Origin of the sequence: Alkalispirillum mobile (genome assembly GCF_003664325.1) — a bacterium.
GTDB lineage: Bacteria > Pseudomonadota > Gammaproteobacteria > Nitrococcales > Halorhodospiraceae > Alkalilimnicola > Alkalilimnicola mobilis.
In genome coordinates this window covers 484,782-496,882 of record NZ_RCDA01000001.1, presented here as the reverse complement: position 1 = coordinate 496,882, position 12,101 = coordinate 484,782, and the positions used below count along the sequence as shown (strand labels likewise).

Here is a 12,101-nt window from a genome sequence, read left to right as displayed (position 1 = left end):
CAACAAAAAAAGCCCGGCCGGAGCCGGGCTTTTCAGAAGGGCCGGGTAGGCCGTTTCGGGCCGGTTAATCAGGCACCGAACTTGGCCTTGGCCTCCTGGCGGCGGCGGTGCAGGACCGGCTCGGTGTAGCCGCTGGGCTGTTCCTTGCCCTTGAGCACCAGCTCGCAGGCCGCCTGGAAGGCGACGCTGCCGTCGTAGTCGGCGGCCATGGGCCGGTAGCTGGGGTCACCGGCGTTCTGTTCGTCCACCACCTTGGCCATGCGCTTCATGGTCTCCATGATCTGCTCCTCGGAGCAGATACCGTGGTGCAGCCAGTTGGCCAGCAGCTGGCTGGCGATCCGCAGGGTGGCACGGTCCTCCATCAGGCCGACGTTGTTGATGTCCGGCACCTTGGAGCAGCCGATGCCCTGGTCGACCCAGCGGACCACGTAGCCGAGGATGCCCTGGCAGTTGTTGTCCAGCTCCTGCTGGATCTCCTCGGCGGACCAGCTGGGGTTGGCCTCCAGCGGGATGGTCAGCAGGTCATCCAGGGCGGCGCGCCGCTGACCGGCCAGCTGATCCTGCACCTCGGCCACGTTGACCTGGTGGTAGTGGATGGCGTGCAGCGCAGCCGCGGTGGGCGAGGGCACCCAGGCGCAGTTGGCACCGGCCTTCGGATGGCCGATCTTGGCCTCCATCATGCCCTTCATCAGGTCCGGCATGGTCCACATGCCCTTGCCGATCTGGGCGCGGCCGCGCAGCCCGCACTCCAGGCCGATATCCACGTTCCAGTCCTCGTAGGCGTTCAGCCAGCGGGAGCCCTTCATCTCGGCCTTGCGGATCATCGGGCCGGCCTCCATGGAGGTGTGCATCTCGTCGCCGGTGCGATCCAGGAAGCCGGTGTTGATGAAGATGATGCGCTCTTTGGCCTCGCGGATGCAGGCCTTGAGGTTGACGGTGGTGCGCCGCTCCTCGTCCATGACGCCGATCTTGAGGGTGTTGCGCTCCATGCCCAGCGCATCCTCGATGCGACCGAACAGCTCCACCGCAAAGGCCACCTCTTCCGGGCCGTGCATCTTCGGCTTCACGATGTACATGCTGCCGGTGCGGGAGTTGCGGTACTTGCCCAGGCCCTTCAGGTCGTACAGGGCGACCAGGGCGGTGACCATTCCATCGAGGATGCCCTCGGGGATCTCGTTGCCGTCGGCGTCCAGGACGGCCGGCGTGGTCATCAGGTGGCCGACGTTACGGATCAGCATCATGCTGCGGCCGGGCAGGGTGATGGCGCGGCCATCGGCGCCGATGTAGTCGCGGTCGGCGTTCAGCTTACGCTGGATGGTCTTGCCGCCCTTCTCCAGGCTGGTCTCCAGGTCGCCGTTCATCAGCCCCAGCCAGTTGCGGTAGACCTGGGTCTTGTCCTCGGCGTCCACCGCGGCCACGGAGTCCTCGCAGTCCATGATGGCGGTCACCGCCGCCTCCATGACCACGTCCTTGACGCCGGCCGGGTGGTCTTTGCCGATCAGGTGATCGCGGTCGATCTGGATTTCCACGTGCAGGTTATTGTGACGCAGCAGCAGGACGGTGGGATCGTCCTCGGCACCGTTGTAGCCGGCCAGGGCTTCGGGGTCGGCCAGCCCGGTTTCGCTGCCGTCGGCGAGCTTGGCCTGCAGGCGCTTCACGCCCGCCTCGTCAGCCAATTTGTAGGCGACCACATCGCCGTGCTTGCCCTGGGCCAGCGGGGCTACCTGGTCCAGCACCTGGCCGGCGTACTCCATGACCTTCTTGCCGCGCACCGGGTTGTAGCTGGTGCCTTTCTCCGCCCCGCCGTCCTCGGGCAGCACGTCGGAGCCGTACAGCGCGTCGTACAGGCTGCCCCAGCGGGCGTTGGCGGCGTTCAGGGCAAAGCGGGCGTTATTGATCGGCACCACCAGCTGGGGGCCGGCGATCTCGGCGATCTCCGGGTCAACGTTTTCCGTGGTGGCCTGGAAGTCCTCGCCCTCCGGCTGCAGGTAGCCGATCTCCTCGAGGAACGCCTTGTAGGCGTTCGCATCGTGGGCCTGGCCCTTGCGCTCCAGGTGCCACTTGTCGATGGCTTGCTGCATTTCGTCCCGCTTTTGCAGCAGCTCACGGTTGCGGGGGCCCAGATCGCGTACGATGGCGCCCAGGTGGGTCCAGAAACCATCCGCGTCCACGCCGGTGGCCGGAGCGATCTCCTTGGCAACCAGGTCGTAGAGTTCTTGGGCGACTTGCAGGCCGCCGACTTCGATACGTTGAGTCATGGGTCTCCTCGCTAGATTGGGCGTTACTCACCGGGGCTGCTGGGCACGGCCCCAGGGGACGTGCGACAGGTGGTGCAGCACCCATCGGAACACTGAAGTGTAGCGCGCCCGCTCCGTGGGCGCGCAACCATGAGCCTTAGTTTTAACCCGCATGTCGATGGGATGCAAGAAAATGGAATCGGTTTCCACAAAATAAAACCCGCCATTAGGCAGGGGCGTTCTGTGGTACCCTCGGCCACTCCACTATGGATTTATTCAAGCTCAAGAGAGGACGCCGCGAGCCCCGATCGGCTCACCGTGATATGTGGAGTCTGCGCAAGACCAAAGCCCTCTTGGGCTGGCAGCCCTTTTACCTCTCTGTCCTGGCCATCCTGCTGATCGCGGCTAGTGCAGTGTGGTACGTCTGGGCCGACTGGGACACCCGTCGCGACCTGCTGGTCGGCGAGCAGGTCGCTGCGCTGGAAACCGCCGTAGACGCGGCAACCGGGGGCAGCGCGCTGGCCAGCGAGTTGCTGCACGAGGGGGTGGTCCTGCAGCCTGACTTTACCGGGGCCGTAGCGGCCGCGAATGTTGCCGATGAGCAGGGCCGCCAGGCGCTGCGGGCCTGGATTCAGGCCGATCTGGAACCGATCTTCACCCAGTTGCAGGCCCGCGGCCTGGACCAGATGCAGGTGGTGCTGGCGGACGGCACCAGCCTGGTCCGCCTGCACGCCCCGGAGGCCCACGGGGATGAGCTGCTGCCTGAGCGGGTGGACATTGCCCGGGTGCTGGAGGAGCAGCGGCCGTTGCAGGCGGCGGGGCCGGGCCGCTATACCCAAGGCCTGCGTTACCTGAGCCCGATCGTGCACCAGGGCGAAGTGCGGGGTGTAGTGGAGACGGGCATGTCGATGGCCGCGCTCCACCACCGGCTCGACGAGCTGATGCCCGCCAGCGGCTTTCGTATCCTGCTCCGCCGGGATGCGGTCACTCCCGTTGTCCAGGAGGAGGTGCTGGCCGCTTACCAGACCAGCCCGCTGTCCCCGGATTTCCTGCTGGACCATCCCCACGACCCGGAGCACTGGTATCCCGCTAATGGCACGGCCTTCGCCGAGGTGGAGGCCGAGGTGGCGCAGCAGCCCGGGTTGGAGGAGAAGCTGGCCCGAGGTGAACCCTTCGGTTTTGCCGTGGAGGCGGGCGGCGGGGGCCACATCGTGGCATTTGTCCCGCTTACGGACGCCCGGGGGGAGCCCCTGGGTTACGTGGTCAGTCTGCGCGCCGTCAACGCGCTCGGCAGTCTCAACCAGCACTTTTACGTAGGGGCGGTTTTTGCGTTGTTGCTGGTGGGTGGCGCCGGGGGGCTGTGGTTGCGTTTCCTCGGCCTGCAGCGGGAGCGGCTGGAAGAGCGGGCCCAACTCCGGGCGATCTCGGACACCATGAACGAGGGCATGTACGTCTTCGATGGCGATGGCCTGATCACCCACGTCAACAGTTCCGCCGAGGAGATGCTCGGGTATTCGGCCCGCGAGCTGGTCGGTCAGCGCGCGCATGAACTGTTTCATGCCCACGGCGATGACCATTACCTGCCGGCTTCGGCGTGCCCCATCTACCATGCCGCCATGCGGGGCGAACACCTGCGATTGGACGACGAGTGGTTCTGTCGACGCGATGGCCAGCGCTTCCCCGTGCAGGTCTTTGGCGCGCCGATTGCCGAGTGGCGGGAGCTGGAGGCGGGTGATCGGCATCCGGTTTACGTGGTGACCTTCGCGGACGAGACCCACCGCCGGGCCGAGCGGGAGGCCTTGCGCAAGCTCTCCGCCGTGGTCGAGCAGGGGCCGAGCTCGGTGATGATCACCGACCGGCGGGGAGTGATCGAGTACGTCAATCCCGCCTTTGAGCGGACCACGGGGTACAGCGCCGACGAGGCGTTGGGCGCCACGCCGAAAATCATCCGCTCCGGGTTGATGCCGCAATCCTGGTACGAGGACCTCTGGGACACCCTGGAGGCGGGTGAACCCTGGTGGGGTGAGTTCCACAACCGGCGCAAGAACGGGGAGCTCTTCTGGGAGGCCGGCGTCGTCTTCCCGCTGCGGGATGACGACGGGACGGTCAGCCATTACATCGCCATCAAGCAGGACGTAACCGGGCGGAAGGACGCGGAGCGCCGGCTGGAGTACCACGCGACCCACGACACGGTGACCGGCCTGCCCAACCGGGCGCTGGCAATGGACCGCCTGGACAATGCGGCCCGGCGGCTGGCGCACCGGCGGGGGCGCGGCTCCGGGGCGGTACTGGTGCTGGACCTGGACCAGTTCCGAAAGGTCAACGAAAGCCTGGGCCATGAGCCCGGCGATGAGCTGCTCCGGGCGGTGGCCGCCCGTCTCAAGGCGGCGCTGGGGCCGCAGGACACCCTCTGTCGGCCGGGGGGCGACGAGTTCCTGGTGATCCTGCCGGAACTGCGCTCGGTGCGCCAGGCCGAGCAGGTGGCGGAACGACTCCTGGGGTCGCTGCAGGACCCGCTCTGGCTGCAGGGCCAGGAGGTGTTCATGGACGCGAGCATCGGCGTGACCCTGTTCCCGGATGACGGCACGGATAGCAGCGTGCTGCTGCGTAACGCCTACGCGGCATTGTCCCAGGCCAAGCAGGTGGAGCGGGGCGGCTTCCATTTCTTCAAGCCGGAAGTCAACGAGAAGGCGCACCGCTGGCTGGCGCTGGAGTCCCGACTGCGGCGGGCACTGGAGCAGGAGACCCTGCACCTGGCCTATCAACCGCTGGTGGATGGCGCCACGCTGAAACCGGTGGGTGTCGAGGTGCTGCTGCGGTGGACGCTGGAGGAGCACGGCCCGGTCTCGCCCGGTGAGTTCATTCCCATGGCCGAGGAGACGGGGCTGATCATTCCCATGGGCGAGTGGGTGCTGCGCAAGGCCTGCCAGCAGGGGGTGCAGTGGCACGCGCAGACTGGTCAGTGGCTGCGCATAGCGGTCAACGTCGCCCCGAACCAGCTGGTGCAGAGTGATTTCGTAGGTGCGGTAAGGCGGACGCTGGCACGGACCGGCTTGCCCCCGCGGTGCCTCGAACTGGAGATCACCGAGCGGATATTCCTGAGCGGTGAGAAAGGCGTGATGGAGAGCCTGCGGGCCCTGCGAGACCTGGGCGTGGGGCTGTCCCTGGACGATTTCGGCACCGGCTACTCGGCCCTGAGCTACCTTCGCCAGCTGCCTTTCTCGGTGCTGAAGATCGATCGCAGCTTCGTGGCGGACGGCAGCGCCAGTGAGCGGGGCGCTCAGCTGCTGCGGTCGATCATCGGCATGGCCCACGGGCTCGGCCTGGAGGTGGTCGCCGAGGGGCTCGAGACGGAGGCCCAGGTGGCCCTGGTGCGCGCCGAGGGGGCCGACCTGTTGCAGGGCTTCTACTATGGGCGTCCGATGCCTGCCGATGCGCTGACCGCGTGGCTGCCGGCGGTGGCTGAAAGGCCACAGGGCGACGGCGAGGCCTGAGGCGGATCCACCCCGTCAGCGGTGATCGATCCGGGACCAGTCCAGCACCGCGTCCATGGGGGGCAGCCAGTCCGGATCGTGGCTGACGATGATGGCGGTCCGCCCCCGTAGCCAGTGCTGCAGGCGGGCCGCGAGGGCCCGTGCACTGTCGCCGTCAAGGCCGGCGGCGGGTTCGTCCAGCAGCACGATGTCCGGGTCGTGGAGGATCACCCGGGCCAGCGCCAGGCGCCTGGCCTCGCCACCGGACACGGTGGCACCGGCCTCCCCCAACCAGGTCGCCAGCCCTTCCGGCATGGCCCGCACCCGTTCATCCAGGCCGGCGATCCGCAAGGCCTCCCACAGGCGCTCCTCGCCGGCGTCGGGCGCGGCCACGCGCAGGTTTCCCGCCACGCTGTCGCTGAACACCGGCGCGTGTTGCTCCAGCATGCCGATGCGTTGGTGCCAGTCGGTGAGGGCAAGCTCGCGGAGGTCAACGCCGTCGACCCGGATCGTGCCTGCCCACGGGTCATCGAGCCGGGCCAGCAGTTTCAGCAGCGTGGTCTTGCCCAGCCCGCTGGGGCCGGTGATAGCCAGCTGCCGGCCTTGCGTGATATGCAGGCTGTAGTTGCTCAGCACCGGCCGGCCGGCGTGGTAGCCGTAGGTGACCCGGCGCAGTTCGATGTCAAAGCGCTCGGGCATGCCCTGCGGGCTCCGCGGGCTGTGCACCTGCACCGGGTGTTCGGCCTGTTCCAGCAACCGGGTGGCCGCCGACCGGGTCCGGCCCAGGAACTGGAAGGCCAGGGGCAGGGGCGCCAGGGCCTCGGCCAACCCCATCAGGGCAAACAGGGTCAGGACCCACTGTGGCCCAGTGATAGCCTGCTGCTGGTGCAGCCACAGGCCCAGGATCAGGGCGGCAAACAGGGCCAGTTGCCCAGCCAGCCCGTTGAGCGCATTGCCCACGCCGGTCAGGTGCGCCATGCGCCGTTGCAACTGGGACCAGGCACGGCCGTGCTGGCCGATCAGGCGCCGCTGACGCTCGCCGCCGCCGTAGACCCGCAACTCGGCCAGGCCCCGCACGCCCTCGATGATCACGGCCCGGAAGCGTGGCTGCAGGTGGCTCATGCGCTGGCCGCTGCGCCGGCCCCGTCGCGCTGCGTCCCAGGTCAGCAGGGCACCGACGAGCAGCAACCCCAGGGCCACCAGCGCCATGCGGCCGTCCACCCAGCCGAGCAGGGCCATGGCCACCAGTCCGGCAAGCAGTGCCGCGATGGTCGGGCCGATGACCCGGATGTAGAGGTTGTCCAGCGCCTCGATATCCGCGGTCAGCCGGTTGAGCAGATCGCCGCCGCGGAGCCGACCGAGCGACAGCGGGTCCTGTTGCGCCAGCCGCCGGAAGAGCCAGCAGCGGATATCGGCCAGCAACCGGAACGTGGCCTCATGGGTGACCAGACGCTCGCCGTACCGAGAGAGCGTGCGGGCGAGGGCGAAAAACCGGATGCCGCCGCCCGGTACGTAGATGTCCAGCCCGACGATCAACCCCAGCCCGGCCAGTGCGGTGGCGGTGATGAACCAGCCGGAGAGGGACAGCAGCCCGATGTTGGCCAGCAGGGTGGCCAGGGTGAGCAGGGTGCCGGCCAGCATCCACGGCCAGCGGTGCAGAAAGAGCCGGGCGAAGTGGGTCAGCGGCCGTTGTAATGCCTTTGGGGCCTCGTGGTTCATGCCTGACACCCCCTCAGTCGGCCGTCGTGCATCTCCAGCACGCGGTCGGCCCAGGCCATGCCGGCCGGCCGGTGGGTGGTCATGATCACGGTGCGCCCGCGCGCGACCTCGGCCAGGGTGGCCAACAGGGCCTGCTCGTTCTCCGGGTCCAGGTGGGCGGTGGGTTCATCCAGCAGGAGCAGCGGGGTGCTGCGCAACAGGGCGCGAGCCAGGGCCACCCGCTGGGCCTCGCCGCCGGAGAGCCCTTCGCCCCGTTCCCCTACCCGGGTGTCCAGCCCCGACGGCAGCAGATCGCTGAAGGCGGTGACCCGGGCCCTGCGGGCAGCGGCCTCGACCTGGTCGCGGGGCGCACCCGGGTACCCCAGGGCGATGTTGTCGGCCAGCGTGCCGTGGAACAGTTGGGCCCGTTGCCCCACCCAGGCCACGTGCTCCCGCAGCCAGTCCGGGTCCAGTTCCCGCAGGGGGTGACCGTTCAGATGGATCTGCCCCTCGCCGGCCACTAGGCCGAGCAGCAGGTGGATCAGCGTGGACTTGCCACAGCCGCTGGGCCCTGCGATCACCACCCGCTCTCCAGGGGCGACACTGAGCGACAGCTCCCGCAGGGGCCGGGTGCCGCCGGGCAGTTCGACGGTCACCTTCTCCAGCTGCAGCGCGGGCGGGCCGTCTATCACCGGGCGTTGCTTCCCGTTTACCGGGCGGACCGGCGGCGTTTCGAGCAGTGCCATCAACTCGCCGGCGGCGCCGATGGCACCGGCGCGGTCGTGGTAGTGGGTGGCCAGGGTGCGCAGCGGCTGAAAGAACTCGGGCGCCAGCAACAGGATGAACAGCCCGGTGAACAGGGTGAGCTCCGCCGAGGGACCGTAGGTGATATAGCCCAGCAGACCCAGGCCGATGTAGATGGCCAGCATGGCGATGGCCACCGAGGCGAAGAACTCCAGCACCGCCGAGGAGAGGAAGCCCACCCGGAGCACCTTCATGGTGCGTGCTCGGAAATCGTCAGAGGCCTCGCGCAGGCGGTCCTGGTCATGCCGGGTATGACCGAACAGGCGGAGGGTAGTGAGGCCGGTGATGCGGTCGAGCATCCAGCCAGACAGCCGCCCGAGGGCGACCAACTGCTTTTGCTGCAACTGCTCCGCGCCAAACCCCACCAGCGCCATGAACAGCGGGATCAGGGGCGCGGAAAAGAGCAGCAGCAGGGCGGCTAGCCAGTCCATGGGAAAGACGGTGACCAGTATCAGCAGGGGCACCCCGAGCGCGATAATCATCTGCGGATGGAAGCGGGCATAGTAGCCCTCCAGTGCCTCCACCTGCTCCAGCATGGCGGTGGACACGGTGCCGCTCTGGCGCGTGCCCAGGCCGATGGGGCCGAGTGCCAGTAGGTGGGCGTAGAGCTCTTCGCGCAACCGGTCCTTGATGCGTGTTGCCGCCTGCATGCCCGCCACCTCCTGCCCCCAGGTGCAGACGGCCCGTGCCAGGAAGACCAGTGGGAGGGCGAGGATCACCGGCCACAAGGTCTGCAAGGGCGTGGACTCGATCACCGCGGCATGGACCACGTGGGCGATCAAGGCGGATTGCAGTATGATGAGCACACCCTGCGCCAATCCGGCCCCCGAGGCCAGCGCCAGCAGGCGCCGCGCGGGTTGCGCACGCCGGTTCAGCCACTGGCGGGCCTTTCTCTTGTCCAGGTTCTCACTCACGTCCGGGCAGGTCCTTCAGCTTCGTTCGCCAGCACAGCTCCTCATTTTCATTAGGATAGCGCTAGGTTATTTATGGCATCCTGTGGTGCTTTGTCGCGGAGGCAGGCGGTCCTGCTCATGAACCCGTTAGTATGCAGGTAAACAGACTCGTGATTGCCCGGATGCAGGACACACTCAGGTTCAAGCCTCAACAGGTGCTACGGATACTCATGTGGCTGCGGCTTTACGCCGTACTGGGCCAGGGTATCACGGTGCTGGGTGTCCACTACCTGATGGACATGGCTCTTCCGGTCACCGCGATGCTGGCCTGCGTGGGGTTGTTAGCGCTTTTCAACCTGGGCGTGTTCCTGCGGCTCCACCTGATCAAGGAGGCCAGTCACCTGGAGGTCTTCCTCCACTTGATGGTCGACTCGCTGGTGTTGACGGCCTTGCTGTTCCTCTCCGGCGGGCCCACCAACCCGTTTGTCTCCCTGTACCTGGTACCAATCGCATTGGCCGCCGTGGCCTTGCCCAGCGCCTACGCCTGGTCGGTGGGGATCGCCAGCGTCATTTTGTACGGGTTTCTGCTGGTCTGGTTCCTGCCCATGGATGATCCGCAGGAGGTGATGGCCGGCGATATCAACCTCCACCTGTTCGGAACCTGGATCAATTTCATCCTCAGCGTCATCCTGATCACGGTGTTCGTCAGCCTCATGGCCGCGACGCTGCGCCGGCAGGACATGAAACTGGCCGAAGCGCGCGAGAACACCTTGCGCAATGAGCAGATTGTCGCCATCGGAACCCTGGCGGCCGGGGCGGCCCATCAACTGGGCACCCCTTTGTCGTCCATGTCCATGGTGGTGGGTGAACTCCGGGACAACCGCCAGGAGGACGACGAGTTGCAGGAGGACCTGGACATCCTCGACTCGCAGATCCAGGTCTGTAAACAGACGCTCTCCGAGCTGATGGAGGCGGCTGGTAACGGGCGCGCCCAGAGCGGTGGGCAGGCGACGCTGCGCCAGTTCATCGGCCGGATCGTCAACACCTGGAGCCTCATGCGTCCGGAGGTGCGCCACCGGCTGCGCTTCCAGGAGCCGTTCGAAAACCCCTGCCTGTTCGCCGAACAAACCCTGATGCACGCCATCGTGAACCTGCTCAACAACGCGGCGGATGCATCGGTGGAGAACGGTAAGGACCGGGTGGACATCGACGTGACCTGTCGTAACGGCGAGATGACCCTGACCATCGTGGACGAGGGCCGCGGGCTGGACCCGGAGGCGATGGAGCGTGCAGGACGGGTTATTCACACCACCAAGCCTGATGGCATGGGGATTGGCCTGGTGCTGTCCAATGCCACCCTGGGCCGTTTCGGGGGCAGCGTTACACTGATGCCGGCGCAGAAAGGGGGGGTTGTCTCCTGTATCTGGCTGCCGCTGGACGATCTGCGGGTCGGTGATAAATTATGCAGTCATGGCGCGGGTGACGAGGATGTCGATGCCGGAAGTGCTGTTGATCCTTCCAGAGACAAGCAGGGGGTAGCTACGTGACCGACCAAGAAACCGGGACGCGAGTCCTGCTGGTTGACGATGACGAGGTCTTCTGCTCGGTCCTGGGGCGGGGGCTGACCCGTCGCGGGTACTCGGTGGAGAAGGCACACGATGCCGAGCGGGCGCTGGCGGTGGCGCGCTCGCACCAGCCCGAGCATATCGTGCTGGATCTCAAACTGGGGGATGACTCCGGGCTCAAGCTGATCCAGCCGATGCTGGAAACGGTGCCTGAAACCCGGATCATCGTGCTGACCGGCTATGCCAGCATTCCTACCGCCGTGGAGGCGGTGAAGCTGGGGGCGGCCAATTACCTGCCCAAGCCGGTAGATGTGAACACGGTGGTTGCCGCTTTCAGCGGCGAGCACGACGAGCAGGAGCCGGTGGCCGAACCGCCGACCCAGCCCATGTCGCTCAAGCGGCTGGAATGGGAGCAGATTCAACGGGTGCTTGCCGAGCACGATGGCAACATCTCGGCCGCGGCCCGCGCCCTGGGGATTCACCGCCGCACGCTGCAGCGTAAGCTGGGTAAGCGCCCGGTCAAGCGGTGAGTCCCGCTTCGCGGCCTAGAGGGTGATCCCCTCGGGAGCGCGCTCCCGGTGCCGGCGGTCGGGGATGTCGGTGGACAGCCGGGCGCGTTGCTCCTCACCCTCCTGCCACCAGAGCACTTCCACCTCCTCGCCGCGGGCGGTCCCGCGTACCTGGTTCAGGAAATCCATCGGCCGTTCCAGCGTCTCGCCGTTAACCTCAAGGATAAGGGCCCCGGCGCCGATTCCGGCCTCGGCGGCATCGCCAATGGCATCGCTGACCAGCACGCCGGGCTGGTCAGGCAGCCCCAACGCATCGCGCAGCTCGTCGGTGGCCTCTACCACCGTGATACCGAGTGCGGCGACCGCCTGGTCATCGTGCAGCGGCTCGTACTGCAGATCCTCGCCCGCCTGCAGGACATCAGGTGCCACGTGTATCGACGCCCCGGTGCGGGCCGCCAGCGCGATCGCGTCGCTGGGGCGGGCGTCCACGCGCACCGGATCGTCCTGGCCGGTCACCGAGAATTCCATCACGCCCATGTAGGTGCCGGCCAGCAAGCCGTCCACGTAGACCCGCTCCAGGGTGCCACCCAGGGCGGAGGTAATATGGCCCAGCAGATCGTGGGTCATGGGCCGTGGCGGCCGTTCGCCTCCCAGGGCCTGGAGGATGGCGCGGGCCTCGTTGGGCCCGATAAAGATGGGGACCACGTCGCCGGAGTCGGGTTCGCGCAATAGCACCACCGGTACGCCGCCGGGCTGGGCAATGCCCACGGTGGCCAGTTCCACCGCCACCAGTTCATCGCGGTCGGTTAGCAGATCCCTGGCCTGAGCGGAGGTGGTGGTCACCAGCAGGCAGAGGAGAACCAAAAGAACGGCGCCGGCCGGGTAGCGGCCTGTCGGGCTGTGCATGCGGGGCCTCACGCGA

Annotated in this window: 7 protein-coding genes; 3 read left to right on the top strand and 4 right to left on the bottom strand. The window is 67.2% G+C overall.

Annotated elements, in window-relative coordinates; all coding sequences use genetic code 11:
• Positions 1 to 68 precede the first annotated feature (68 nt).
• Positions 69 to 2,258 (bottom strand): malate synthase G, encoded by a 2,190-nt coding sequence (locus DFR31_RS02360; RefSeq protein ID WP_121441052.1) that lies wholly within the window; start codon positions 2,256 to 2,258, stop codon positions 69 to 71.
• A 302-nt stretch (positions 2,259 to 2,560) separates the two neighbouring features.
• Here DFR31_RS02360 and DFR31_RS02355 point away from each other — a divergent pair, with 302 nt between their 5' ends.
• Positions 2,561 to 5,731, top strand: coding sequence for an EAL domain-containing protein (locus tag DFR31_RS02355; protein ID WP_170153575.1), 3,171 nt, complete (start codon positions 2,561 to 2,563; stop codon positions 5,729 to 5,731).
• A gap of 15 nt (positions 5,732 to 5,746) precedes the next feature.
• Here DFR31_RS02355 and cydC read toward each other — a convergent pair whose 3' ends face one another.
• Positions 5,747 to 7,429, bottom strand: a complete 1,683-nt coding sequence (gene cydC, locus DFR31_RS02350; RefSeq protein ID WP_121441050.1) for a thiol reductant ABC exporter subunit CydC — start codon at positions 7,427 to 7,429, stop codon at positions 5,747 to 5,749.
• Positions 7,426 to 9,126 (bottom strand): thiol reductant ABC exporter subunit CydD, encoded by a 1,701-nt coding sequence (gene cydD / locus DFR31_RS02345; protein WP_121441049.1) that lies wholly within the window; start codon positions 9,124 to 9,126, stop codon positions 7,426 to 7,428. Before cydD ends, cydC begins: the two co-directional genes overlap by 4 nt.
• 209 nt (positions 9,127 to 9,335) lie before the next feature.
• Between cydD and DFR31_RS02340 the strand changes: the two genes are divergently transcribed.
• Together DFR31_RS02340 and DFR31_RS02335 are read left to right on the top strand one after the other, a co-directional pair.
• Positions 9,336 to 10,652 (top strand): ATP-binding protein, encoded by a 1,317-nt coding sequence (locus DFR31_RS02340; protein ID WP_245971061.1) that lies wholly within the window; start codon positions 9,336 to 9,338, stop codon positions 10,650 to 10,652.
• On the top strand, positions 10,649 to 11,200 hold the full coding sequence (locus DFR31_RS02335) for a response regulator transcription factor (RefSeq protein WP_121441047.1): 552 nt from the start codon (positions 10,649 to 10,651) through the stop codon (positions 11,198 to 11,200). The genes DFR31_RS02340 and DFR31_RS02335 overlap by 4 nt, the downstream gene beginning before the upstream one ends.
• Positions 11,201 to 11,215: 15 nt before the next feature.
• On the opposite strand, the gene DFR31_RS02330 is transcribed toward DFR31_RS02335, so the two are convergent.
• Positions 11,216 to 12,085, bottom strand: coding sequence for a bifunctional nuclease domain-containing protein (locus DFR31_RS02330; RefSeq protein WP_121441046.1), 870 nt, complete (start codon positions 12,083 to 12,085; stop codon positions 11,216 to 11,218).
• Between the last annotated feature and the right edge of the window lie 16 nt (positions 12,086 to 12,101).

Excerpts from the sequence above, each read along its gene's own strand:
- DFR31_RS02360 (WP_121441052.1), bottom strand. The coding sequence starts at position 2,258 with ATGACTCAACGTATCGAAGTCGGCGGCCTGCAAGTCGCCCAAGAACTC.
- DFR31_RS02355 (WP_170153575.1), top strand. The coding sequence starts at position 2,561 with ATGTGGAGTCTGCGCAAGACCAAAGCCCTCTTGGGCTGGCAGCCCTTT.
- cydC (WP_121441050.1), bottom strand. The coding sequence starts at position 7,429 with ATGAACCACGAGGCCCCAAAGGCATTACAACGGCCGCTGACCCACTTC.
- DFR31_RS02340 (WP_245971061.1), top strand. The coding sequence starts at position 9,336 with ATGTGGCTGCGGCTTTACGCCGTACTGGGCCAGGGTATCACGGTGCTG.
- DFR31_RS02330 (WP_121441046.1), bottom strand. The coding sequence starts at position 12,085 with ATGCACAGCCCGACAGGCCGCTACCCGGCCGGCGCCGTTCTTTTGGTT.